This is a genomic window from Thermomonas sp. (genome assembly GCF_020850895.1).
In the GTDB taxonomy this organism is placed as follows: domain Bacteria; phylum Pseudomonadota; class Gammaproteobacteria; order Xanthomonadales; family Xanthomonadaceae; genus Thermomonas.
The window spans coordinates 1-22,295 of sequence record NZ_JADZDS010000083.1 but is presented as its reverse complement, the minus strand read 5'-3'; the positions used below and the strand labels follow the sequence as shown (position 1 = coordinate 22,295).

Below are 22,295 nucleotides of genomic sequence, written 5' to 3'. Positions count from 1 at the left end.
TGGCCATGACCCTTGCCTACTGGTGCATCCTGATCGCCGCTGCCTTGCCCTACGTTTGGGTGCTCATCGCCAAGCGTGCGGTTCCCGGCTACAACAACAAGGATCCGCGCGGTTGGATCGCCAAGCAGGACAGCTACTTGGTGAAGAACGCCTATGCCGCCCACCAGAACGCGTTCGAAGCATTCCCGGCGTTCGCTGTCGCCGTGCTGATGGCGCAATTCACCCAAGTCGATCCGCAGCACGTTGGCTGGCTGGCGATGGCGTTCGTGGCCTTCCGCATCCTCCACGGCGTCTTCTACATTACCGTCCAGCAGGCCCTGCGCAGCCTGTGCTGGCTGGGCGGCTTCGCCTGCATGATCGCGCTGATGGTGTCCGCTGCGCTGCACGTCGGCGGATGATGCGGTAGCCTCGGCCCAATCAGACCCCAAGCAGGCAGGCAACGTGAGCTACGTCCAATCTGTCCTCGTCCCCGGCGAAACCGTGATCGTGCAGGCCCGGATCCACTGGTTCATCTACCTCGACGTGCTGTTCTGGCTGCTCCTCGGTGCCGCGCTGTCGCTGTTGCTGCCACTGCCATTTGCGATCCTGGGCTACCTGCTGCTGGCCTACGGTCTGTTCCTGGCCATCAAGGACTGGATCCACGTCGCTTCCACCGAGCTGGCAGTCACCAGCGCACGGGTGATCGCCAAGTTCGGATTCATCCGCCGTGAAACCGTGGAGCTACGGCACAGCAAGGTCGAAAGCCTGCAGGTCAACCAGTCGATCCTCGGCCGAATATTCAACTACGGCAGCGTGGTGATCACCGGATCAGGCGGCACCCATGCACCGATTCCCTACATCTCCGACCCGCTGAAATTCCGCAGTCTGGCGCTGACCGGCATGGAGGCCACCGCCGGCGAACCTTCGGCGGCCCACGATCCCGAGTAAACCCGACTTTCGACAGTTGCAGGAATCCACACCCGATGCGCAGGCTCCTGCCCTTCCTTGGCATTTTGCTTTGCGTGTCCCTTGCGAATGCCCAAACCCCCCGCGTCGATCTGGTCCGCGTCGACAAGTCAGACCGGACCCTGACCCTGATCGGCAACGGCCAAGTGATGCACCGATTTGCCATTCGGCTTGGCGGCACGCCTCTTGGGCACAAGCAGCGCGAGGGTGACCGCCGCACGCCGGAAGGCCGCTACCTGCTGGATTTCCGCAAGGCTGACAGTGCGTACTACCGTGCCATCCACATCTCCTATCCGAACCGTCAGGACAGGGCCAACGCCCGCCAGCTCGGGGTCAGCCCCGGTGGGGCGATCATGATCCACGGTCAACCCAATGGCCTCCGGCTTGCAGCGGATTCGACCGTCACCCTCCCCATGGACTGGACCGACGGCTGCATCGCGCTCTCGAACGCGGACATGACCACACTCTGGACCTTGGTGCGCATCCCCACGCCCATCGAAATCGTGCCATGACGCAGCATGCGTCCGTGGCCCCATCGTCTCTGCGGATCGAGGCGATCCAGGCCGACATCACCACATTGGCACTCGATGCCATCGTCAATGCCGCCAACTGCACCCTGCTCGGTGGCGGCGGGGTCGATGGCGCCATCCATCGCGCCGCTGGACCCGGTCTGCTGGAGGAATGCATCCCGCTCGGCGGCTGTCCCGTTGGCCAAGCCAAGGCCACCGCCGGCCATCGCCTGCCGGCGCGGTTCGTGATCCATACGGTCGGGCCGGTCTGGCGCGGCGGCACCAACGGCGAACCGGAACTGCTGGCGGCCTGCTATGAAAACGCGCTGGCACTCGCCGAAACGCTCGCCCTCGAATCGATCGCCTTCCCGGCCATCAGCACCGGCGTGTATGGGTATCCCAAGGCGCCGGCGGCGCGGATCGCGCTTGCCTGTGCGCGTGCGCACCGACCGCGTTCGCTGCGCCGCGTGGTGTTCTGCTGCTTTGGCAACGACGACCGGGCGGTCTACCGCGCCCTGCTCGACGCACCCTGACCCTGACCACGGACCGCTTCAATCGACGCGCCGGATATCCGCACCCAAGGCACTGAGCTTGGCCTCGATGTTCTCGTAGCCACGATCAAGGTGATAGACGCGATCGATCAGGGTTTCACCCTCCGCAGCCAGACCCGCGAGGATCAGCGAGGCCGAGGCACGCAGGTCGGTGGCCATCACCGGCGCACCTTGCAACCGGTCGACGCCACGCACCACCGCGGCATGACCATCGACGCGGATGTCGGCGCCCAGGCGCAGCAATTCGTTGACGTGCATGAAACGGTTTTCGAAGATCGTCTCGTTGATCACACCGACGCCATCGGCCACGCAGTCCAGCGCCATGAATTGCGCCTGCATGTCGGTCGGGAATGCAGGATGCGGCGCGGTGGTGATGTTCACGGCCTTCGCGCGCTGGCCATGCATGTCGAGGGTGATGTGGTTCTTGTCGACGATGATTTCGGCACCGGCTTCGCGCAGCTTGCCGAGCACCGCATCCAGCGTATGCGGGCGGGCGCCGGTGGTCGTCACCCGGCCGCCGGTCATCGCCGCGGCGACCAGGAAGGTGCCGGTTTCGATCCGATCGGCGATCACCCGGTGGGTGCAACCGGACAAGCGCTCCACGCCTTCGATCACGATCCGCGGGGTACCCGCACCGCTGATCTTCGCGCCCATCGCGTTGAGGCAATCGGCCAGGTCGGTGATCTCCGGCTCCATCGCCGCGTTTTCGAGGATGGTCCGCCCTTCTGCCAATGCCGCGGCCATCAACACGTTCTCGGTGGCCCCGACGCTGACCAGTTCGAACACATGCCGCGTGCCCTGCAGGCGTCCCTTGCAGCTGGCCCGGATGAAGCCGTGGTCCACCACGATGTCCGCACCCAGTGCCTGCAGCCCCTTGAGGTGCAGGTCGACCGGCCGTGAGCCGATCGCGCAGCCGCCCGGCAGCGAGACTTCGGCATCGCCGAACTTCGCCAGCAGCGGCCCCAGCACCAGCACCGAGGCGCGCATGGTCTTGACCAACTCGTACGGTGCGACGTGCTTGTCCACCCGCGAGGCATCGACCGTCATCACGCTGCCGACATGCTCGACCTGCGCGCCCAGCCCTTCCAGCACGCGCGCGGTGGTCAGCACGTCCTGCAAGTGCGGCACGTTTTCGATCTCGCACGGCCCGTCGGCCAGCAAGGTCGCGCAGAGGATAGGCAGCACCGCGTTCTTGGCGCCGGAGACCGGGACCTCGCCGACCAGTCGCTTGCCGCCGCACACCAGGATCTTCTGCATCAGGCGGCCGCCTCCGCGGGCGTCAGGGCCTTGATCTGCAGGGCGTGGATCTCCCCGCCCATGCGTTCACCCAGGGTGGCATACACCAGCCGGTGGCGGGCCAATGGCAATTTGCCGACGAAGGCCTCGGCGACCACGACGGCCTCGAAATGCACGCCATCGTCGCCGCGCACTTCGGCGCGCGCACCCGGCAGCCCGGCTTCGATCAATTGGCGAATGGCATCGGTATTCATGGGGCAGGAAGCTGCGCTCGCGTAAACTGGCCTGTCAGTCTAGCGGAAACGCCCCATGCAGCCCGTCCACACCGCCCGTCCGGACGAATTCGATTTCGCCGCCAGCGGCCGTCGCGTGTTCGCCACCGAGAGCGAGGCGCTGGCCGCCGTGGGCGGCCGGATCGACACCCAGTTCGACGCGGCCTGCCGGATGGTGCTGGGTTCCCGCGGCCGCGTGGTCTGCACCGGGATGGGCAAGTCCGGCCACGTCGCCCGCAAGATCGCCGCCACCCTGGCCTCGACCGGTACGCCGTCGTTCTACGTCCATCCGGGCGAGGCGGCGCATGGCGATCTTGGCATGGTGACCGATGCCGACGTGGTGCTGGCGCTGTCCTACTCGGGCGAAAGCGACGAGATCCTGCTGCTGCTGCCGGCACTGCGCCGGCAGGGCAACCGGGTGATCGCGATGACCGGCAACCCCGGCTCGGCGCTTGCACTGGAGGCCGATCTCCACCTCGACGTCAGCGTCCCCGTGGAAGCCTGCCCGCTCAAACTCGCACCCACCTCCAGCACCACCGCGAGCCTGGCCATGGGTGATGCACTGGCGGTTGCATTACTGGAAGCGCGCGGTTTCACCTCCGACGATTTCGCCCGCTCGCACCCGGCCGGGGCGCTGGGGCGGCGCCTGCTGCTGCATATCACCGATGTCATGCACGTCGGCAAGGAAATCCCCAAGGTCCGCCCGGACGCCACCATCAGCGAGGCACTGGTCGAGATCAGCAGCAAGCGCCTGGGCATGACCGCGGTGGTCGACGGCGAGGATCGCCTGCTCGGTCTCTACACCGACGGCGACCTGCGCCGCAGCCTCGACGACGACCACGTCGACCTGCGCCACACCCGCATCGACGCCGTGATGACGCAGGCACCCAAGACCATCGACGCCGATGCGCTCGCGGTGGAAGCCGCGCAGTTGATGGAGGCGCACAAGATCAATGCCCTGCTGGTGACCGACCACAGCGGGCGCGTGGTTGGCGCGCTCAATATCCATGACCTGCTGCGCGCGAGGGTGGTCTGATGACGCATCCCGACTACCCCGCCGAGGTGCTGGAACGCGCGGCGCGCATCCGCCTGATCGGCTTCGACGTCGACGGCACCCTGACCGACGGCGGCCTGAGTTTCGACAGCGAAGGCCGCGAGAGCAAGCGCTTCCACGTCCAGGACGGCATGGGCATGGTCCTGCTGCGGCACGCGGGGATCGAAACTGCCCTGGTCAGCGCCCGCCCCAGCCAGGTGACGGCCAATCGCGCCCACGAGTTGCGTATCTCCCACGTGCACCTGGGCGAACGCAGCAAGCTGGCCTGCCTGCAGCGGATGGCCGCCAACCTTGCAATCGGCATGGACGCAGTGGCCTTCATGGGCGACGACCTGCCGGATCTTGCCGCCCTGCGCGGCGTCGGTCTCGCGCTGGCACCGGCCGATGCGCACCGGTGGGCACTGCAAACCGCCCACTGGATCACCCCGCGCAGCGCCGGCAATGGCGCGGTGCGCGACGCCTGCGACCTGCTGTTGCACGCCCAAGGCAGGGCCGAGGCGATCCTTGCCCACGGAGAGCACCCATGAGCCCGGGCCGTCGGAACATCGCATGAACTGGCGCACGATCCTGACCTTGCTGCTGCTCGCCGCCGCGATCGCCAGCGGCTGGTCGGTCTGGCGGATGTCCCGCCCGATCGAAACGGGGGTATTGCATGCACGCCCCGACTACCTGCTGCGCAATTACGAAATCACCTCGTTGGATGCGCGTGGCAAGGAGCAATTCACCCTGCGTGGCCCGGTGCTGGAACGCAATCCAACCGATCGGGCCATGCGCTTGGCCACACCGGAGTTCCTCGTGCCAGACGCCGTCGGGTCGTACTGGGAAATTCATGCCGATGAAGGCATCGTGCCGCCGGGCGGCGGGCGGCTCGAGGTGCGCGGTCGGGTCAGCGCGCAAAGCCCTGCAGACAGGCCTCCGGCCACGCGCATCGAATCCGATCAATTGACCCTGGACCTGGACCACCATCGCGCCACGTCCGCCGGGAAGGTCACCATCACCCGTCCCGGCCTTACAATGGAAGGCGTCGGGTTGCTGGCGGATTTCGATCGTCGCCAGGTGTCCCTCCTTTCCCAGGTGCGCAACCGCTATGCCCCGCAGCCGTGACCTCCCCGCTTTTGCGCTGGCCTTGCTGCTCGCCGCTGCCTGCAGCAGCGCCATCGCGCTCAGCTCCGATCGCAACAAGCCGATGGACATCGAGGCCGGGCGCAGCGATTGCGGCCTCGGTGCCAACGCCAGCTGCACGCTCAGCGGCGACGTCCTCATCACCCAAGGTTCGCTGCGGGTAACTGCAGCCCGCGCCGTGATCCAGCAAAGCGGGGGCAATCCAAACCGTGCCCAGCTCAGCGGCGGCGTCACCCTGAAGCAGGACATGGATGATGGCGACCGCATCCAGGCGACTGCAGCCAACGTCGATTACGACATGCGCAACGAGGTCATGGTCCTCACCGGCAACGTCACCATCCACCAGAACCGCGGCAGCCTCAGCGGCCAGCGGGTGGTCTACAACCTGAAGACCGGCCAGATCGAAAGCGGCGGCGAAGGCGGCGGGCGCGTGCACATGCGCATTCTTCCCAAGGGTGGGGCGGCCGGCGGGGAAACGCCCTGATGCTTGTTGCACAAGGGCTGCGCAAACGCTACCGCGCCCGCGACGTCGTGCGCGATTTCAACCTGAGCCTCAATCCCGGCGAAGTGGTCGGATTGCTCGGGCCCAACGGCGCCGGCAAGACCACCTGTTTCTACATGATCGTTGGCCTGATCGAGGCCGATGCCGGGCAGATCCTGCTCGATGACACCAACATCACCGACCGGCCGATGTATGCCCGCGCCCGCCTCGGCATTGGCTACCTGCCGCAGGAAGCCTCGGTGTTCCGCAAGCTTTCGGTCGCCGACAACCTGCGGTTGGTGCTGGAACTGCGGCCCGACCTCGACGATGCCGGCCGCGAGCATGAATTGAACGTGCTGCTGGACGAACTGCAGATCGGCCACGTCACCGACCAACTGGGCGCCAGCCTGTCCGGTGGCGAGCGCCGCCGGGTCGAGATCGCCCGCGCGCTGGCCGGCAAGCCGCGCATGATCCTGCTCGACGAACCCTTCGCCGGCGTCGATCCGATTTCGGTCAACGAGATCCAGCGCATCGTGCGCCACTTGCGCGACAAGGGGATCGGCGTGCTGATCACCGACCACAATGTCCGCGAAACCCTGGGCATCTGCGATCGCGCTTACATCCTGGCCGAAGGCGCGGTGCTGGCACAGGGCGCACCAAGCGACCTGCTCGAGGACCCGGACGTGCGCCGTGTCTATCTCGGCGAGGGGTTCCGCCTCTAGGCGGGAAGGCGGAACCCTTCATCCAGGAATTGTCAGCCCACGCCATCCATGGCTGGTGGGAACCTCGTTTGTAGCTGAGTCATCCGCAAGACCAGCAGCCCGCTAGGGATCATGCCACCATCGCACCCCCTTCGCGGCTATGCTGTGGCCGTGAAGCCGCGCCTGACCGCCAGCATCCAGCAACAGTTGGTCCTGACTCCCCAGGTCCGGCTTGCAATCCGGGTGCTGCAGCTATCCGGCATCGAGCTGGAAGCGGAAATGACCGAAGCGGTCGCCAGCAACCCGCTGCTTGACTGGATCGAGGACGGCAGCGAAGCCGGCACCGAGGACACGGATCCCGGCAAGGACAACGACAGCGGGGACGCAACGCCTGATCCCGTCGCAGACCTCCAGTACGACCCAGAAATGGAAGCTGGATCGTGGGCCGAGCACGCCAGCCGCAGCCATGGATCGGATTTTGCCGACGAAGCCAGCCAGCCGGCGGTCGAGGAGTCCTTGCACGACCACTTGCTCATGCAATTGCACTTGGGCCACTTCAGTCCACTCGAAACCCGCATCGGCGCCGCCCTGATCGCATCCCTCGACGATGACGGCTACCTGCGCGACAGCCTCGAGTCGCTCTCTGAAAGCCTGCGCCCCGAACTCGAAGCAAGCCCCGAACAGATGTTGCTGGTGCTGCATCGGATCCAGTGCTTCGATCCCGTGGGTGTCGGGGCACGCAGCGTCTCCGAGTGCCTGCAAGCGCAGTTGCGTGCGCTACCGGACGACACCCCGGGCCGCGCCCTGGCCCTTGCCATCGCGACCAACCACCTTGAACGCCTGCCGAAAGCCGGGGTCGCCGGCCTGCAGGCATGGCTTGGATGCAGCGCCATCCAGGCGCAGGCCGCGGTCAACCTGCTGCAGAGCCTCGATCCCCATCCCGGGTCGCGTTTCGGTGCGCTGCCGTCCGGCTCCTACGTCCGCCCGGACTGCATCATCTGGCGTCACCAGGGGCTCTGGCAGGTGGCGTTGGCACCCGATGCCCGGCCGAAGATCGGCCTGCAACGCGATTACCAGCGTCTGCTCCAGCAAACCAAGGGGTCCGACGCCGAGTACCTGCGCGGCCACCTCCAGGAAGCGCGCTGGTTGCTCAAGGCGCTGGAATCGCGCGCGAACACCCTGCTGCGGGTCGTCCGTCGACTCGTTCGTGAACAGGCCGGATTCCTCGAATTCGGCCCACAAGCACTGCGTCCGCTGACCCTGCGCGAAATCGCCGCCGAACTCGAAATGCACGAATCCACGGTCTCGCGCGCAGTCGCCGGCAAATATGCGCATACGCCCCGTGGAACACTGCCGCTGCGCGCGTTCTTCGCATCCGGCATCGGCACCGAAAGCGGGGGAAGCGCCTCAAGCACGGCCATTCAGGACAGGATCCGCAAACTGGTCTCCAATGAAGATCCATGCAAACCCTTGTCCGATGCCAAGCTTGCCGATACGTTGAAGAACGAGGGAGTGCCGGTGGCAAGGCGCACGGTCGCGAAGTACCGCGAAGCGCTGCAAATCCCGGCCTCCCACGAACGCGTCCGCGTTGGCACCGCCAGCGCGGCCGCACCGCAGCCACCCGGCTCGCGGCCCACTGCCGAAGGAGGTTCATGATGCAAATCGAAATCTATGGCCAGCAAATCGAGGTGACGCCCGCTTTGCGCAGTTACGTGGAAACCCGGTTTGAACGTCTCGATCGGCGCATCGACAAGGATTGCGAGATCCGCGTGCAACTGGCACTGGAGAAGCCATCGCACAAGGCGATTGCGACGGTGAACCTTTCCGGACGCACGCTGCACGGCGACGCGGTCGGTCAGGACATGTATGCAGCAATCGACTTGCTGGTCGACAAGGTCGACCGACTGCTGGTCAAGCACAAGGAAAAGCTCACCGAACAACGGCGCGGCGACGGCTTGTCGAGGTCAGGTCCGTCCGACTGAGATCTCGATGGACATGCCCCGCAAGCGCCCCCGACCATGACCACGGCACGCATCACCGCCCAGGAACTGTTCACCAGCCAGCAGGAGCGGCTCGCGCTGCGCTGGCTGGCCGGTGAACGCGGCGCGTCGGAACGTGTCCTCGAAGCGGTCGACACGGTGGCTCGGCGACCGTCGCTGGCCGGGTACCTCAATGCCATCTATCCCAACAGGGTCCAGATCCTCGGTTCCGAGGAACTGGAATGGCTGGACAACCTTGATGCGCGCCTGCGCTGGGAAACCATCCACAAGCTGATGGCCTTCCGGCCGCTGGCACTGGTCATCACCCGCAACCAGACCTGCCCGGATGACCTGCGGCTGGCAGCAGAGGAGTCCGATACGCCGCTGTGGGTGTCACCCCGGCGCGGCCATGAGTTGCTCAACCACATCCAGTACCTGCTGGCGCGCACGCTGGCGCCGCGAATCACGCTCCACGGCGTGTTCATGGAGATCTATTCGATCGGCGTGCTGATCACCGGCGAATCCGGCTCCGGCAAGAGTGAACTGGCGTTGGAACTGATTACCCGCGGCCACCGACTGGTCGCCGACGATGCGCCGGAATTCACCCAGATCGCCCCCGACGTGCTCGACGGCACCTGTCCTGAACTGCTGCAGGACATGCTCGAACTGCGCGGCCTAGGCGTGCTCAACATCCGCCAGATGTTCGGCGACACCGCGGTCAAGCGGAACAAGTACCTGCGCATGATCGTTCACCTCAGCAAGCCGACCCCGGGCACCAGTGAGACCGGCATCGAACGCCTGACCGGCGACATCGGGACCCGGCACGTGCTGGATCTCGACGTGCCGAAGATCACGGTGCCGGTGATGGCCGGCCGCAACCTCGCGGTACTGACGGAAGCGGCCACCCGCATGCACATCCTGCGCAGCAAGGGCATCGACCCGGCGGCGGCCTTCCTGGCACGGCATAGCCACTTCCTGGAGCGTTCCACGCCGTGAACGCAGGAAGCCTGTCCGAGTTGGTCATCGTCAGCGGCATGTCCGGTTCCGGCAAGTCCGGCGCCCTGCATGCGCTCGAGGACCTCGGCTACTACTGCGTGGACAACCTGCCCGCGCAGCTGTTGCCGGAATTCGTTCGCAGGCTGCAGGAAAACGAGGCCTCACCCTCGAAGATCGCGGTCGGCATCGATGTGCGCAACTTCGGTGACCTGTCCGACGTTCCCTCTGCGCTGTCGCAGGTTGGCGCGCTGGGCGCCAACCCGCGCCTGCTGTTCCTCGAAGCAAGGGACGAAGTCCTGTTGCGTCGCTATGCAGACACCCGTCGCCGGCACCCGCTCAGCCACCTCGGACTGGCCTTGGCCGACGCCATTTCCCTGGATCGGCAGGCACTTCGCCCGCTGCGCCAGATCGCCGACATGCTGATCGACACCAGCGCGATGAACGTGCACCAGATGCGGCGCAGCGTGCTGACCGAATTCGGGCTTGCCGGAGCCGGGCTGTCGCTGCTGTTCCAATCGTTCGCCTACCGTCGCGGCATTCCCGCCGACGCCGACTTCGTGTTCGATACCCGGGTGCTTCCCAACCCGCACTGGGATGCGCGGCTGCGCCCACTGTCCGGCCGTGATCCCGAGGTGCGCGAACACCTCGACCAGCAACCGGACGTCACCACCTACGTTGCCCAAACCCAAGCCTTCCTTGATGCTTGGCTGCCCAAGCTGAGATCGGAAACCCGCAGTTACGTCACCATCTGTTTCGGCTGCACCGGTGGACGTCACCGCTCGGTGTACCTTGCCGAACGCTTGGCCCGGCACTTCATGGATTCGGGCTGGGAGGAAGTCGCGATCCACCACCGTGAACTGGAGTGATGGAACGCCAGCCCGCTGCCGGCACATCCGTCGCATACTTCCGCTTCCGCATCGCATTGCGCGTCTGCTAAGTTGTGCACATGTCCGTTGGCGTCCTGCTGATCACTCATGAAGGCATCGGCCACGCGCTCGTGGCCGTCACCACGCGCCTGTTGAACAAACTTCCCTTGGCCTGCGAAGCCTTCGAAGTGTCCTTCGACAGCGACCCGTCAACCCTGCTGCCACAAGCCAGCACCGCGCTACGGCGCGTCGACCAGGGTCAGGGCGTGTTGATCCTCACTGACCTGTACGGAGCCTCCCCGAGCAACCTGGCGGCACGACTGGCTCGGATCGGCACGCCGGTGCGACGGGTGTCCGCGGTCAGCCTGCCAATGCTGATGCGGGTGATGAACTACGCCGAACTGGATCTAGACGAACTCCCGGCGGTGGCAGCCGCGGGATCACGCAATGGAGCGATCATGGATGACATCTGAAGCCTTCCATCTCCTCGTTTTCCGCAAGGACAGTGCATGATCCGACGTGACCTGAAGATCATCAACCGGCTCGGGCTGCACGCCCGCGCGACGGCCCGGCTGGTCCACGTGCTTTCCGCCTTCCAGAGCCAGGCCACGCTGGAAGTGCGTGGGCGCGAGGTCAACGCCAAGAGCATCATGGGCGTGATGCTGCTGGCGGCCGGTCCCGGTGCCGAAGTGGTGCTTCGGGTCGACGGTCCCGACGAACAGGCCGCTTCCGACGCCGTGGCCAGCCTGTTCGAGCGCCGCTTCGACGAGGACGATTGATGCGCAAGTTGCTGTCCGGGACGGCGGCGGCACGCGGTTGCGCGATCGGTCGGGCACGGATGCGGCTGCCGCACCGCCTCGAGGTTGAGGCGACCGCAATCCTGGCGCAGGACATCGATGCGGAGATTGCGCGATTCCATGCTGCTGTGGCTCAGGTCCGCTCGGAAATGCGCACCCTGCGCGAGCGCCTGCAGGGCGCACTGACGCCGGAACTGGGCGAGGTCGTGGCTCTGCACGCCCTGCTGCTTGACGATCCGGAACTGCTGACCGGCATCGACACCCTGATTCGCACCGGCCCGTATTCGGCGGACTATGCGCTGCGCCTCCAGCGCAACCGCATCACCGCCGTGTTCGACGCCATGGACGATGCCTACCTGCGCAGCCGCATCGATGACATCGACCACATCATCGAACGCTTGCACGGCGCCCTGCATAGCCACATGTCAGCCCTGCCTGGGGTTTCCGGCGACATCCTGGTCACCGCCAACATCGCCCCGGCCGAGTTGGCGCAACTGCAGACTCAAGGCGTGGTCGGCGTGGTGACGGCCGGCGGCAGCCCGCTCTCGCACAGCACGATCATGGCGCGCAGCCTGCACCTGCCGTTGGTGGTCGGCGCCAGTCAAGCCTTGCTGAAAGTCAAGGACGGCGACGTGTTGGTGATCGACGGAAGCACCGGATTGGTGATCCTCGAACCCGACGCAGCCGACCTGCGCGCCCACCACGCACGGATGGCGCAGGCGCGCCAAGACCGGCGCCAGCTCAACCGCCTGCGCCGCGAGCCGAGCCGAACCCTCGATGGCGCCGACATCAAGCTGTGGGCGAACGCGGAGACCCGCGAAGACGCCAGCGAAGCGCACGCCCTTGGCGCTGCCGGGATCGGTCTGTTCCGCTCCGAATTCCTGTTCCTCGGGCGCAACGAATTGCCGGACGAAGAGATCCAGTTCCGCGCCTACCGCGACGTCGTGCTGGCGATGACAGGACGCACCGTCACCATCCGCAGCCTCGACCTCGGTGCCGACAAGGCCGAACGCTCGGGCCTGGTCCTGGGCCAGGAAGCCAATCCGGCGCTGGGGTTGCGCGGCGTGCGGCTGTCGCTGGCGCGCGCCGGCCTGTTGCGCACCCAGTTGCGTGCCATCGTGCGCGCCTCCGGCTACGGTCCGGTGCGCGTGCTGGTGCCGATGGTGAGCGCGATCGAGGAAATCAAGGCCGTACGCTCGCTGTTGGCCACGGTCATGGATGAGCTGCGCACGGAGGGCCGGGAGATTGCCCCACACGTGCCGCTGGGAACGATGATCGAAGTTCCCTCGGCGGCCGTGGTGCTGCCCACCTTCATCGGACTGGTGGATTTCCTGGCCATCGGCAGCAACGACCTGGTCCAGTACCTGCTGGCCTTGGACCGCACCAACGAAACGCTGGAAGCACTGTATACCCCCTTGCACCCAGCAGTCCTGCGCGTCATGCACGAGGTGATCAGGGTCGCCCGACGGCGCGCCGTGCCGGTGACGCTGTGCGGCGAGATCGCAGCCGAGCCCGATTTCGTCCCGCTGCTGCTCGCTCTTGGCCTGGAGGAACTGAGCCTGCATCCGACCCATCTGCTGGAGGTCAGGCAGGCTATCCGCGGCTGCGACCTGGCACGACTGCGTGCCGCCGCCCCGGCACTGCTGCGTGCACGCACCCGCGCCGGCATCGAACGTTGGGTCGGCGCACACGGCATCAGTCCCCCCTGACCACGGACCACGGAATCCATCCGGAACGTCCACCGAGGTGCCAAGGTGCTGGCCGGCTCCCTCCCTGCAGGGGATAATGCGAACACCATGAACGCCTGATCAGGCGCCCGCGTGTTCCGCTGCGCGAGGCGCTCCCACCGCCGCCGGAACCCCGCATGGCTGACGCCATTCGCCACGACAAGCCTGCGCGCCAGCTGCGTCTGTTATCAGACGCGCTGGACAGCGGCCGGCTGGGCCCGGTGCGTCGATTGGTCAACACGCTCTCGCCCGCCGAAATCGGCAGCCTGCTGGAATCGCTGCCGCCAGCGCGGCGTTCGGTGGTCTGGGGCTTGGTCGATCCGGAGGACGACGGCGAAGTACTGGTGCACGTCGGCGACGAGGTACGCGAAGGCCTGATCGCCGACATGGACCCTGACGAACTGGTCGCCGCGGCCTCGGACCTCGAGATCGACGACCTTGCCGACCTCGTCGAAGATCTGCCGGACGCGGTGATCGATGAAGTCCTGAAGTCGATGGACCGCGAGAACCGCGAGCGCCTCGAACAGGTGTTGTCCTATCCCGAGGACAGCGCCGGACGCCTGATGAATCCGGACGTGGTGACGGTGCGCGCCGACACCACCATCGACGTGGTCCTGCGCTACCTGCGCTTGCGCGGGGAATTGCCGGAGCACACCGACCACATCTACGTGGTCAGCAAGCGCCACCAGTACCTCGGCAGGATCGCCCTGCAAGCGCTGTTGACCCACGAGCCGGGCACCGCGATCAACCAGTTGATGGACGGCGAACAACCCGCAATCGGCGTCGACGAAAGCTCGGACGAAGTGGCTCGGCAATTCTCCGACCACGACTGGATTTCCGCGCCGGTGGTGGACGACAACAACATCCTGCTCGGCCGCATCACCATCGACGACGTGGTCGACATCATCCGCGAGCAGGCCGAGCACCAGGCACTGTCGGCCGCGGGCCTCGACGAGGACGAAGACCTGTTCAGCCCGGTTTGGCGTGCCATGCGCCGCCGCTTGGTGTGGCTGTCGATCAACCTGTGCACTGCCTTCATCGCCGCCAACGTGGTCGGTCAGTTCGAAGCCACCATCGACAAGCTGGTGGCGCTGGCGGTGCTGATGCCGATGGTGGCCGGCTTGGGTGGCAACGCCGGCACCCAGGTGATGGCGCTGGTGGTGCGCGGCCTGGCGCTGGGGCAGATCGGTGCCTCCAACGTGAGGACCCTGCTGTGGAAGGAACTTCGGGTGGCCCTGCTCAACGGACTGCTGATGGGCTCGGTGCTCGGCGCCATCGTTTGGGTCTGGTTCGGCAACGCCGGGCTGTCCGTAGTCATCTTCACCGCGCTGACCTGCAACCTGCTGATCGCCGCCTCCGCCGGCGTGCTGATCCCGCTGACGCTCAAGCGCATGCGCTTCGATCCGGCCTTGGCCAGCGGCATCTTCCTGACCGCACTCACCGACTCACTCGGCTTTTTCACCTTCCTCGGGTTGGCCACGCTGGTATTGCTGCGCTAGCCTGATGTCCGGATCTCGACTCAGGTGTCCCACATGCCAATCATTCCATCGCTCGCAACTCGACTGTTGCTCGCGGCCGCGCTTTCCGCCTGTGGCACCGGGATCGCCTTTGCCCAAGCTCAGCCTCAGCCTGAATCGAACCAGCCCAACAAAAGCCCACCCACGAAGGGCCGGACCATCGTCCGCACCGCCACTCCGGCCATCGAGGCGGAACGGCAGGCGATGGGCTCGCAGTTCCGCGATACGCTCGGCCTTGCCCAAGCCGATGTGGCAGCCCAACGCCTCGAACAGGCCGTCGCCCGATTGGCTCCGGTCACTGAGTACTGCGATCGCCTGCTCGCCTCAGGCCGTGCTCTGGTCAGCGTCGCCACTGCATCCGAGTACCAGAGCTACATGGCCTCGCGCCAGGACAGTGAACCCGTCGACTGGGTCGACATGGCCTGCCCGCAGTCCTACAACATCCTCGGCTACATCGCCGTTGAAGCCAGGAACTTCGAAAAGGCGCTTGCTTACCTCGACAAGGCCGTCGGCCTTGCCACCCTGTGGGCCGATCCTCGGGTTGAACGCGGCTTCGTGTTGAACCAGCTGCATCGAAACAGCGAGGCCCTCGCTGACTACCGCCTCGCCCTGCAGTTGATCGACCGCTACCAGAGCAATGCTGGCATGAAAGCCATTGCCTTGCGTGGCCTCGGCTATACCTTGGTCGAACTGGGCGATTTGCAGGCCGCCGAACAGGCCTATCAGGACTCGCTCGTCGTCGAACCCGGCAACGATCTGGCACAACGCGAATTGCAGTACATCCAGGATCGACGCAACCAAGCCAGACCCTGAACCGGCGACCGCGCCAGAGTTGCAGTCACAAGCGCGTCTGCGTCTGGACCCGAGAGCGGCTCAGCCGTCCGATTGCGGAGTGTTTCGACACACCACTATCTTCCCAGCACCGCCTCCAGCACCGCCATCCGCACCGCGACGCCATTGGCGACCTGATCCAGGATGCGTGACCGCGAGCCGTCGGCGACTTCATCGGTGATTTCGACGCCGCGATTCATCGGGCCCGGATGCATGACGATGGCCTCCGGCGCGGCGCGGCGCAGGCGTGCTGAAGTCAGGCCGTAATCGCGGTGGTACTCGTCCAGCGAAGCCACCAGTCCCTCAGCCATACGCTCGCGCTGCAGGCGCAGCATCATCACTGCATCCACGCCGTCCAGCGCGGCATCGAAATCGTCGGTCACGGCGCAACCGGCCAGCGTGCCGGCATCCGGCAACAGCGATGCCGGGCCGCACACGCGAATCTCGCTGCAGCCGAGCGTGCGCAGCGCGTGCAGATCACTGCGGGCCACCCGTGAATGCTTGACGTCGCCCACGATCACCACCTTGAGCCTGGAGAAATCCTCGCCCTTGGCCTGGCGCAGGGTCAGCATGTCCAGCAGCCCTTGGGTGGGGTGCTCGCTGCGACCGTCGCCGGCATTCACCACCGCCACGCCTGGAGCAGCCTCCGCAGCCAGCGCCGCCACCGCGCCATCCGCCTTGTGCCGAACCACGAAGCCGCGCACACCCATGGCCTGGATGGTGCGGAACGTGTCGAGATCGGTCTCGCCCTTGGTGGCCGACGACGTGGACGCATCGAAATTGAGGATGTGCGCGCCCAGCCGCTGTGCCGCAAGCTGGAAGCTCAAGCGGGTGCGCGTGGAGGGCTCGAAGAACAGCGTGCACACCGCTACGCCAGCCAGCGCATTGGGCGACTCTTCGCCTGCCGCGAACACCTGCGCACGCCGCAACAACGCATGCAGCCGATCGACCGAAATGCCATCCAGCCCAAGCAAGTGATGTGGGCTGCCTATGATGCCGAGTTGCGAATTCATGCGGGACTGGACTTCAGGGGTTCATGGAACGGATTGCCGACCATCAATCTACCGGCAGTGCGAGTTGCGGCGATGCCAGCCAGCGTTCGAGGATGATCGCCGCCGCCAACGCATCCAGCGCATCGGCGTCCCGTCGCTTGCTGCGACCTTCGGCGCGGGCGACTGCAAACCGGCGAGCGGCTTCCTGCGAGCTGTTGCGCTCGTCGACCATCACCACCGGCAAGCGAGTGCGCTGGTGCAATTCCCGGGCGAAATCGCGAGCGGCCTTGCGGATCGGCTGGTCGCCGCCATCGAGGGTCATCGGATCGCCAACGACCAAGCCGTCGGGACGCCACTCGCGCAGCAGCCTGTCGGCATGTGACCAGTCGGGACCGACCGCATGCACGTCGACCACGGCCACCGCGCGGGCACTGCCGGTCAAGGCATTGCCAACCGCCACGCCGATCCGGCGCGCCCCAACGTCGAACCCAAGCACGGTTCCGTTCGCAGGGATCGCTTTCGGTCCCGTCCCAGCCGTTGCGCCGGCGTCCCCGGTGGCGTTCATGCGTGCCCGCTGTGACTGGCGTGGTTGACCAGATCCACGCCGATGCTCCCGGCTGCCGCCTTCCAGCGCTGCGCCAGGGGCAACTCGAATAGCACGTCACGACGATTCGGCACCAACAGCCAGCTGTCGTCCACCAACTCCTGTTCGAGCTGCCCTGCCCCCCAGCCGGCGCAACCCAGCGCCACCAGCGCCTGCGGCGGCCCGTTGCCACGCGCCATCGCCTCGAGCACGTCGCGTGACGTGGTCAGGAACAGTCCATCGCCCACCTTGAGGGTGGAGTCCCAGGTCGTTTCACCGTCATGCAGGACAAACCCGCGCTCGGGGTGCACCGGTCCACCGGAAAGCACTTTCTGATCACGCAGTTCTGCGTCGTCGCAACTGACGCCCATTTGCTTCAGGATCTCGCCCACGGTGTATTCGGACGCACGATTGACCATCACCCCCATGGCCCCCTCGCCGTCGTGCTGGCACACCAGCGTCACGCTGCGCTCGAAGTTGGGGTCGCACATCGAAGGCAGGGCGATTAGCAGGTGGTTGCCGAACCCATGTTCTTGCCCGTTCATGCCCGCCATTCTAAGGCAAGCCGGGCACATGCCATCCGCCCGGAGGTCAGGCGCGTTGCTTTCCGGCCGGGAAACACTTGAACCACTGCATTGCCGATGCCGCCGCCCAAGGACGCGCAGCGGCATCACATGGCGCAGAATTCAGCGCGTTTCGGCGATCTGCACCCCATCCAGGCCCTGGGCCAAGGTGGTGGCATCGCCACCTTGGGCCAGCTTGATGCGCAAGCGCACTTCGTTGGAGGAGTCGGCAAACCGCAGGGCATCCTCGTAGCTGATCTCGCCGGCCTGGTACAGCTCGAACAGGCTCTGGTCGAAGGTCTTCATGCCCATCTGCACGGATTCCTTCATCACCTCCTTCAGCTTGTGGATCTCGCCGTCGCGGATGTAGTCCTGCACCAGCGGCGTGCCCAGAAGGATCTCCATCGCCACCCTCCGCGCCTTGCCGTCCGGGGTGGGGATCAGTTGCTGGGCGACCACGCCCTTGAGGTTCAGCGACAGGTCCATCAACAGTTGGCTGCGGCGATCTTCCGGGAAGAAGTTGATGATGCGATCCATCGCCTGGTTGGCGTTGTTGGCATGCAGGGTGCACAGCACCAAGTGGCCGGTTTCCGCGAACGCGATCGCGTGGTCCATGCCTTCGCGGGTACGCACCTCGCCGATCATGATCACGTCTGGTGCCTGGCGCAGGGTGTTCTTCAGCGCGTTCTCCCAGCTGTCGGTGTCGATGCCGACTTCACGCTGGGTGATGATGCAGCCGTCGTGCTTGTGCACGAACTCGATCGGATCCTCGATCGTGATGATGTGGCCGGTCGAGTTGGCATTGCGATAGCCGATCATCGACGCGAGCGACGTGGACTTACCCGTGCCGGTGGCACCGACGAAGATGATGATGCCGCGCTTGGTCATCGCCAGCGACTTGATCACCGGCGGCAGGCTGAGTTCCTCGACCGTCGGGATGCGCGTCTCGATCCGTCGCAGCACCATGCCGACCTGGTTGCGCTGGTAGAAACAACTCACGCGGAAGCGGCCCACGCCTGACACGCCGATCGCGAAGTTGCACTCGTGGGTTTTTTCGAACTCCTCGCGCTGCTGCGGCGACATCACGTTCAGCACCAGGTCGCGAGACTGCTGCGGCGTCAGCGGGTTCTGGGTGATCGGGCTGATCTTGCCGTGGACCTTCATCGACGGCGGCATGCCCGCGGTGATGAACAGGTCCGACGCCTTCTGATGCGCCATCAGCTTGAGAAACGAGGTGAAATCGATGCTGCTCATCTTTGGCTCCCGGCCTTATTCGAACAACCGCTTGTCCTTGGCATAATCGTGTGCCTGCTGCCTGCTGACCATGCCACGTTTGGTCAGATCCTGCAGGTGCTGGTCCAGCGTCTGCATGCCTTGCGCCTGGCCGGTCTGGATCGCCGAATACATCTGCGCCACCTTGTCCTCGCGGATCAGGTTGCGGATCGCCGGGGTGCCGACCATGATCTCCCACGCCGCGGTGCGGCCGCCGCCGATTTTCTTCAGCAGCGCCTGCGCGATCACCGCGCGCAAGGATTCCGACAGCATCGAGCGCACCATCGGCTTCTCGCCGGCGGGGAACACGTCGATGATGCGGTCGATGGTCTTGGCCGCCGAGCTGGTGTGCAAGGTGGCGAACACCAAGTGGCCGGTTTCCGCCGCGGTCAACGCCAGGCGGATGGTCTCGAGGTCACGCAATTCACCGACCAGGATGATGTCCGGGTCTTCACGCAGTGCCGAGCGCAGCGCTTCGTTGAAGCCGTGGGTGTCGCGATGCACTTCGCGTTGGTTGATCAGGCACTTCTGCGCAGTGTGGACGAATTCGATCGGATCCTCGACTGACAGGATGTGGCTGTAGTCCTTCTTGTTGATGTAGTCGATCATCGCCGCCAGCGTGGTCGACTTGCCCGAGCCGGTCGGCCCGGTGACCAGGATCAGGCCCTGCGGCTGTTCGATCAACTCCTTGAAGATGCGTGGACAGCCGAGATCCTCCAGCGAAAGCACCTCCGAGGGAATGGTGCGGAACACCGCACCGGCGCCGCGGTTCTGGTTGAAGGCATTGACGCGGAAGCGGGCCAGCCCCGGGATCTCGAACGAGAAGTCGCATTCGAGGAACTCTTCGAAATCGCGACGCTGCTTGTCCGACATGATGTCGTACACCAGTGCATGGACCTGCTTGTGGTCGAGCGCCGGGATGTTGATGCGGCGTACGTCGCCGTCCACGCGTATCATCGGCGGCAGCCCCGCCGACAGATGCAAGTCTGAGGCCTTGTTCTTGACCGAGAATGCCAGCAGTTCGGCAATGTCCATGCGTACTCCCTTCGCCTTTCCAATGGTGAGTGTGTCGCCCCGGGCTTCCACGTTCGCACGCTGGCGCCGCGCTGCCCCAGCCGGCAGTATGAGCGCCAGATGCATACACGTTCAACCACCGTGCCTAGAAACGTCGCCCCTAACCCCGCCCTGCAGCGGATTCTCTCACTGATCGACAACGCGTGCCGCCCCTCCGGGAGGCCATCCGTCCAGCTTCTGGTTGTTTCCAAAACCCGCGATCCGGAAGCGATCGCCAGCGTTGCTGCCGCAGGACAGCGCGCCTTCGGCGAAAATTACGTGCAGGAAGCCCTGCCGAAAATCGCCGCATTGCGCGAGCTAGGGTTGGAGTGGCACCTGATCGGCCACCTGCAGTCGAACAAGGCAGAGCAGGCAGCCCGCAGCTTCGATTGGGTCCAGACCGTGGATCGGCCCAAGCTGGTGGCGGCGTTGGCTCGCCATCGCCCTGACGCGCTGCCCCCGCTGAACGTCCTCATCCAGGTCAACATCGACGACGAAGCAAGCAAGTCTGGCTGTAGCCCGCTCGACATCATTCCCCTGGCCGCGGCCATCGCCGACCAGCCACGCCTGCGGCTGCGCGGTTTGATGGCGATCCCCTCACCCGACCCCGACATGGACCGCCGGCGCACTGCGTTCCGGAACATGGGTCGGTTGTTTTCACGACTGCAGCAGGACTCGGCTGGCATCGACACCCTGTCATTGGGCATGAGCGAGGATTTCATCGAAGCCATCGAAGAAGGCGCGACAATGGTGCGCGTCGGCAGCGCCCTGTTCGGCCCACGGCCACGGAAACCTTGATCTCCCGAACTGCCCCCGAAAACCAATCACCCGACTCCCATGACCAATCCAATCGCCCCCGACCATTTTTCGGATCCGATCGCCTTCATCGGTGGCGGCAACATGGCTCGCAGCCTGATCGGAGGACTGCTTCGCCAAGGTGGCACACCCGAACGGATCCATGTCGCCGAACCGGTTGCACCCTTGCGCGAAGCATTGCGCAGGGATTTCGGCATCGTCGACCATGCACATGCGCGAGATGCCGTCGAAAGTGCATCCACCTGGGTGTTCGCGGTCAAACCGCAGATCCTTCGCCAGGTCTGCGAAAGCCTGATCGGACGCGCACAGGCGGTGCATCCGCTGGTCATTTCCATCGCCGCCGGGATCACCAGCGAACAGATCGACCGGTGGCTGGGGGGGGGCATCCGGATTATCCGGGTCATGCCGAATACACCGTCCCTCCTGGGCGCGGGCGCCGCAGGATTGTATGCGCGCCCAGGAGTGGAACCCCACGGACGCAACTTGGCTCAGTCGCTGCTGGCCGCAGCCGGGATCACCGTCTGGATCGAGGAAGAATCACAGCTGGACGCCGTTACCGCCCTGTCCGGCAGCGGTCCGGCCTACGTTTTCCTGCTCGCCGAGGCGATGATCGCTGCCGGCATCCAGGAAGGCCTGCCACCCGAAACTGCACGCCGACTTGCCCTGCAAACCATCCACGGCGCTGGCCGCATGCTCACCGAGTCCGATGTAGACGCCGCCGAGTTGCGGCGACGCGTCACCTCCCCGAACGGGACGACCCAAGCAGCACTGGACTCGTTCGAAGCCGGTGGGTTCCGCGGCTTGGTCTCGCAAGCAATCCATTCGGCCCGTGTCCGCGGTGTCGAACTGTCTGCCGCAAACGACTGAATCGTCATCAGCAACCCCGGAGCGGCTTCGCTGCAAAGTAAAACCCCCGACCAGATATCAGATCGGGGGTTTGGGATAAGGCCCTGGCGATGACCTGTTGCAGTCCGCCGCTGCGCGGCGCACAGCAACGGGCTGGCAGACTCACTGTCATCGACACACCGCAGTAGAAAAACCCCCGACCAGTGAGCTGATCGGGGGTTTTGGGCAAAAGGCCCTGGCGATGACCTGTTGCAGTCCGCCGCTGCGCGAGGTACAGCAACGGGCTGGCATGAACACCATCAGCACGGCCGCAAAGACAAACCCCCAGCTCATTGAGCTGGGGGTTTGCTTTCAAAAAAGGCCCTGGCGATGACCTACTCTTGCATGCGGATGCACACTACCATCGGCGCGGCTGCGTTTCACTTCCGAGTTCGGGATGGGATCGGGTGGGACCACAGCGCTGTTGTCACCAGGGAGAGGGTGGAGGGTCGCTCGCTTGTTTAGAAGTCTGCACAAGGATGTGCAGGCTCTTGTGCAGGGACGCACATTAACAGCAGCGCACACGCTCTCAAGGGGGATCTGCAGT

Annotated in this window: 27 protein-coding genes and 1 rRNA gene; 20 read left to right on the top strand and 8 right to left on the bottom strand. The window is 65.3% G+C overall.

Annotated features, from left to right (window positions below; translation table 11 throughout):
• Positions 1–5 precede the first annotated feature (5 nt).
• From IT472_RS07950 to IT472_RS07935, 4 genes are all read left to right on the top strand, one after another.
• The gene (locus tag IT472_RS07950; protein WP_297180638.1) at positions 6–398 is read left to right on the top strand and encodes an MAPEG family protein; all 393 of its coding nucleotides are present in this window, start codon (positions 6–8) and stop codon (positions 396–398) included.
• A gap of 43 nt (positions 399–441) precedes the next feature.
• Positions 442–927, top strand: a complete 486-nt coding sequence (locus IT472_RS07945; protein WP_297180637.1) for a PH domain-containing protein — start codon at positions 442–444, stop codon at positions 925–927.
• A gap of 74 nt (positions 928–1,001) precedes the next feature.
• Positions 1,002–1,457, top strand: coding sequence for a L,D-transpeptidase family protein (locus IT472_RS07940; RefSeq protein ID WP_297180636.1), 456 nt, complete (start codon positions 1,002–1,004; stop codon positions 1,455–1,457).
• A 29-nt stretch (positions 1,458–1,486) separates the two neighbouring features.
• Entirely contained in the window at positions 1,487–1,987 is a 501-nt protein-coding gene (locus tag IT472_RS07935) for an O-acetyl-ADP-ribose deacetylase (protein WP_297180718.1), read from the top strand.
• Positions 1,988–2,005: 18 nt separating this feature from the next.
• On the opposite strand, the gene murA is transcribed toward IT472_RS07935, so the two are convergent.
• Together murA and IT472_RS07925 are read right to left on the bottom strand one after the other, a co-directional pair.
• Entirely contained in the window at positions 2,006–3,262 is a 1,257-nt protein-coding gene (murA, locus tag IT472_RS07930) for a UDP-N-acetylglucosamine 1-carboxyvinyltransferase (protein WP_297180634.1), read from the bottom strand.
• A complete protein-coding gene (locus IT472_RS07925) occupies positions 3,262–3,495 on the bottom strand; it encodes a BolA/IbaG family iron-sulfur metabolism protein (RefSeq protein WP_297180632.1) in 234 nt (77 codons plus the stop codon). The genes murA and IT472_RS07925 overlap by 1 nt, the downstream gene beginning before the upstream one ends.
• A 55-nt stretch (positions 3,496–3,550) precedes the next feature.
• On the opposite strand from IT472_RS07925, the gene IT472_RS07920 reads away from it, so the two are divergent.
• The 14 genes from IT472_RS07920 to IT472_RS07855 all read left to right on the top strand — a co-directional run bounded on the left by IT472_RS07920 (position 3,551) and on the right by IT472_RS07855 (position 15,566).
• Complete coding sequence (locus tag IT472_RS07920) at positions 3,551–4,549, top strand: KpsF/GutQ family sugar-phosphate isomerase (protein ID WP_297180630.1); 999 nt, start codon at positions 3,551–3,553, stop codon at positions 4,547–4,549.
• The gene (locus IT472_RS07915; protein WP_297180628.1) at positions 4,549–5,094 is read left to right on the top strand and encodes an HAD hydrolase family protein; all 546 of its coding nucleotides are present in this window, start codon (positions 4,549–4,551) and stop codon (positions 5,092–5,094) included. The genes IT472_RS07920 and IT472_RS07915 overlap by 1 nt, the downstream gene beginning before the upstream one ends.
• 22 nt (positions 5,095–5,116) lie before the next feature.
• Positions 5,117–5,671, top strand: a complete 555-nt coding sequence (gene lptC / locus IT472_RS07910) for an LPS export ABC transporter periplasmic protein LptC (protein WP_297180626.1) — start codon at positions 5,117–5,119, stop codon at positions 5,669–5,671.
• Positions 5,655–6,173, top strand: coding sequence for a lipopolysaccharide transport periplasmic protein LptA (gene lptA, locus IT472_RS07905; protein WP_297180624.1), 519 nt, complete (start codon positions 5,655–5,657; stop codon positions 6,171–6,173). Before lptC ends, lptA begins: the two co-directional genes overlap by 17 nt.
• A complete protein-coding gene (gene lptB, locus IT472_RS07900; protein WP_297180622.1) occupies positions 6,173–6,892 on the top strand; it encodes an LPS export ABC transporter ATP-binding protein in 720 nt (239 codons plus the stop codon). Before lptA ends, lptB begins: the two co-directional genes overlap by 1 nt.
• A 150-nt stretch (positions 6,893–7,042) precedes the next feature.
• The gene (locus IT472_RS07895) at positions 7,043–8,527 is read left to right on the top strand and encodes an RNA polymerase factor sigma-54 (RefSeq protein ID WP_297180620.1); all 1,485 of its coding nucleotides are present in this window, start codon (positions 7,043–7,045) and stop codon (positions 8,525–8,527) included.
• The gene (gene raiA, locus IT472_RS07890; RefSeq protein WP_297180618.1) at positions 8,527–8,853 is read left to right on the top strand and encodes a ribosome-associated translation inhibitor RaiA; all 327 of its coding nucleotides are present in this window, start codon (positions 8,527–8,529) and stop codon (positions 8,851–8,853) included. Before IT472_RS07895 ends, raiA begins: the two co-directional genes overlap by 1 nt.
• Positions 8,854–8,889: 36 nt before the next feature.
• Entirely contained in the window at positions 8,890–9,846 is a 957-nt protein-coding gene (hprK, locus tag IT472_RS07885; RefSeq protein WP_297180616.1) for an HPr(Ser) kinase/phosphatase, read from the top strand.
• Positions 9,843–10,712: an RNase adapter RapZ gene (gene rapZ / locus IT472_RS07880; protein WP_297180614.1), complete on the top strand. Its 870-nt coding sequence runs from the start codon at positions 9,843–9,845 to the stop codon at positions 10,710–10,712. The genes hprK and rapZ overlap by 4 nt, the downstream gene beginning before the upstream one ends.
• Positions 10,713–10,792: 80 nt before the next feature.
• Entirely contained in the window at positions 10,793–11,185 is a 393-nt protein-coding gene (locus IT472_RS07875; protein WP_297180612.1) for a PTS sugar transporter subunit IIA, read from the top strand.
• A gap of 36 nt (positions 11,186–11,221) precedes the next feature.
• Entirely contained in the window at positions 11,222–11,491 is a 270-nt protein-coding gene (locus IT472_RS07870; RefSeq protein ID WP_297180610.1) for an HPr family phosphocarrier protein, read from the top strand.
• Positions 11,491–13,218: a phosphoenolpyruvate--protein phosphotransferase gene (gene ptsP / locus IT472_RS07865; protein WP_297180608.1), complete on the top strand. Its 1,728-nt coding sequence runs from the start codon at positions 11,491–11,493 to the stop codon at positions 13,216–13,218. The genes IT472_RS07870 and ptsP overlap by 1 nt, the downstream gene beginning before the upstream one ends.
• Positions 13,219–13,373: 155 nt before the next feature.
• Positions 13,374–14,735, top strand: coding sequence for a magnesium transporter (mgtE, locus tag IT472_RS07860; RefSeq protein WP_297180607.1), 1,362 nt, complete (start codon positions 13,374–13,376; stop codon positions 14,733–14,735).
• Positions 14,736–14,768: 33 nt separating this feature from the next.
• Complete coding sequence (locus IT472_RS07855; RefSeq protein ID WP_297180605.1) at positions 14,769–15,566, top strand: tetratricopeptide repeat protein; 798 nt, start codon at positions 14,769–14,771, stop codon at positions 15,564–15,566.
• Positions 15,567–15,661: 95 nt separating this feature from the next.
• On the opposite strand, the gene IT472_RS07850 is transcribed toward IT472_RS07855, so the two are convergent.
• The 5 genes from IT472_RS07850 to IT472_RS07830 all read right to left on the bottom strand — a co-directional run bounded on the left by IT472_RS07850 (position 15,662) and on the right by IT472_RS07830 (position 20,029).
• Complete coding sequence (locus IT472_RS07850; protein WP_297180603.1) at positions 15,662–16,597, bottom strand: aspartate carbamoyltransferase catalytic subunit; 936 nt, start codon at positions 16,595–16,597, stop codon at positions 15,662–15,664.
• A gap of 43 nt (positions 16,598–16,640) precedes the next feature.
• A complete protein-coding gene (gene ruvX / locus IT472_RS07845; protein WP_297180601.1) occupies positions 16,641–17,141 on the bottom strand; it encodes a Holliday junction resolvase RuvX in 501 nt (166 codons plus the stop codon).
• Positions 17,138–17,704 (bottom strand): YqgE/AlgH family protein, encoded by a 567-nt coding sequence (locus tag IT472_RS07840; protein WP_297180599.1) that lies wholly within the window; start codon positions 17,702–17,704, stop codon positions 17,138–17,140. The genes ruvX and IT472_RS07840 overlap by 4 nt, the downstream gene beginning before the upstream one ends.
• Before the next feature lie 141 nt (positions 17,705–17,845).
• Positions 17,846–18,976 (bottom strand): PilT/PilU family type 4a pilus ATPase, encoded by a 1,131-nt coding sequence (locus tag IT472_RS07835; protein ID WP_297180597.1) that lies wholly within the window; start codon positions 18,974–18,976, stop codon positions 17,846–17,848.
• A 15-nt stretch (positions 18,977–18,991) separates the two neighbouring features.
• Positions 18,992–20,029 carry a type IV pilus twitching motility protein PilT gene (locus IT472_RS07830; RefSeq protein ID WP_297180595.1) on the bottom strand — a complete coding sequence of 346 codons (1,038 nt, stop codon included), beginning with the start codon at positions 20,027–20,029 and terminating at the stop codon, positions 18,992–18,994.
• 99 nt (positions 20,030–20,128) lie between these two features.
• On the opposite strand from IT472_RS07830, the gene IT472_RS07825 reads away from it, so the two are divergent.
• The gene (locus tag IT472_RS07825) at positions 20,129–20,845 is read left to right on the top strand and encodes a YggS family pyridoxal phosphate-dependent enzyme (protein WP_297180593.1); all 717 of its coding nucleotides are present in this window, start codon (positions 20,129–20,131) and stop codon (positions 20,843–20,845) included.
• A 39-nt stretch (positions 20,846–20,884) separates the two neighbouring features.
• On the top strand, positions 20,885–21,730 hold the full coding sequence (proC, locus tag IT472_RS07820; RefSeq protein ID WP_297180592.1) for a pyrroline-5-carboxylate reductase: 846 nt from the start codon (positions 20,885–20,887) through the stop codon (positions 21,728–21,730).
• A 340-nt stretch (positions 21,731–22,070) separates the two neighbouring features.
• On the opposite strand, the gene rrf is transcribed toward proC, so the two are convergent.
• Positions 22,071–22,183, bottom strand: a 5S ribosomal RNA gene (gene rrf, locus IT472_RS07815).
• Positions 22,184–22,295 lie beyond the last annotated feature (112 nt).

What these genes read in the sequence shown, in the direction of transcription:
- IT472_RS07950 (WP_297180638.1), top strand. Translation starts at nt 6, where the DNA reads ATGACCCTTGCCTACTGGTGCATCCTGATCGCCGCTGCCTTGCCCTAC.
- murA (WP_297180634.1), bottom strand. Translation starts at nt 3,262, where the DNA reads ATGCAGAAGATCCTGGTGTGCGGCGGCAAGCGACTGGTCGGCGAGGTC.
- IT472_RS07925 (WP_297180632.1), bottom strand. Translation starts at nt 3,495, where the DNA reads ATGAATACCGATGCCATTCGCCAATTGATCGAAGCCGGGCTGCCGGGT.
- IT472_RS07920 (WP_297180630.1), top strand. Translation starts at nt 3,551, where the DNA reads ATGCAGCCCGTCCACACCGCCCGTCCGGACGAATTCGATTTCGCCGCC.
- IT472_RS07915 (WP_297180628.1), top strand. Translation starts at nt 4,549, where the DNA reads ATGACGCATCCCGACTACCCCGCCGAGGTGCTGGAACGCGCGGCGCGC.
- lptC (WP_297180626.1), top strand. Translation starts at nt 5,117, where the DNA reads ATGAACTGGCGCACGATCCTGACCTTGCTGCTGCTCGCCGCCGCGATC.
- lptA (WP_297180624.1), top strand. Translation starts at nt 5,655, where the DNA reads ATGCCCCGCAGCCGTGACCTCCCCGCTTTTGCGCTGGCCTTGCTGCTC.
- lptB (WP_297180622.1), top strand. Translation starts at nt 6,173, where the DNA reads ATGCTTGTTGCACAAGGGCTGCGCAAACGCTACCGCGCCCGCGACGTC.
- raiA (WP_297180618.1), top strand. Translation starts at nt 8,527, where the DNA reads ATGCAAATCGAAATCTATGGCCAGCAAATCGAGGTGACGCCCGCTTTG.
- hprK (WP_297180616.1), top strand. Translation starts at nt 8,890, where the DNA reads ATGACCACGGCACGCATCACCGCCCAGGAACTGTTCACCAGCCAGCAG.
- IT472_RS07875 (WP_297180612.1), top strand. Translation starts at nt 10,793, where the DNA reads ATGTCCGTTGGCGTCCTGCTGATCACTCATGAAGGCATCGGCCACGCG.
- IT472_RS07870 (WP_297180610.1), top strand. Translation starts at nt 11,222, where the DNA reads ATGATCCGACGTGACCTGAAGATCATCAACCGGCTCGGGCTGCACGCC.
- ptsP (WP_297180608.1), top strand. Translation starts at nt 11,491, where the DNA reads ATGCGCAAGTTGCTGTCCGGGACGGCGGCGGCACGCGGTTGCGCGATC.
- mgtE (WP_297180607.1), top strand. Translation starts at nt 13,374, where the DNA reads ATGGCTGACGCCATTCGCCACGACAAGCCTGCGCGCCAGCTGCGTCTG.
- IT472_RS07855 (WP_297180605.1), top strand. Translation starts at nt 14,769, where the DNA reads ATGCCAATCATTCCATCGCTCGCAACTCGACTGTTGCTCGCGGCCGCG.
- IT472_RS07850 (WP_297180603.1), bottom strand. Translation starts at nt 16,597, where the DNA reads ATGAATTCGCAACTCGGCATCATAGGCAGCCCACATCACTTGCTTGGG.
- ruvX (WP_297180601.1), bottom strand. Translation starts at nt 17,141, where the DNA reads ATGAACGCCACCGGGGACGCCGGCGCAACGGCTGGGACGGGACCGAAA.
- IT472_RS07840 (WP_297180599.1), bottom strand. Translation starts at nt 17,704, where the DNA reads ATGAACGGGCAAGAACATGGGTTCGGCAACCACCTGCTAATCGCCCTG.
- IT472_RS07835 (WP_297180597.1), bottom strand. Translation starts at nt 18,976, where the DNA reads ATGAGCAGCATCGATTTCACCTCGTTTCTCAAGCTGATGGCGCATCAG.
- IT472_RS07830 (WP_297180595.1), bottom strand. Translation starts at nt 20,029, where the DNA reads ATGGACATTGCCGAACTGCTGGCATTCTCGGTCAAGAACAAGGCCTCA.
- IT472_RS07825 (WP_297180593.1), top strand. Translation starts at nt 20,129, where the DNA reads ATGCATACACGTTCAACCACCGTGCCTAGAAACGTCGCCCCTAACCCC.
- proC (WP_297180592.1), top strand. Translation starts at nt 20,885, where the DNA reads ATGACCAATCCAATCGCCCCCGACCATTTTTCGGATCCGATCGCCTTC.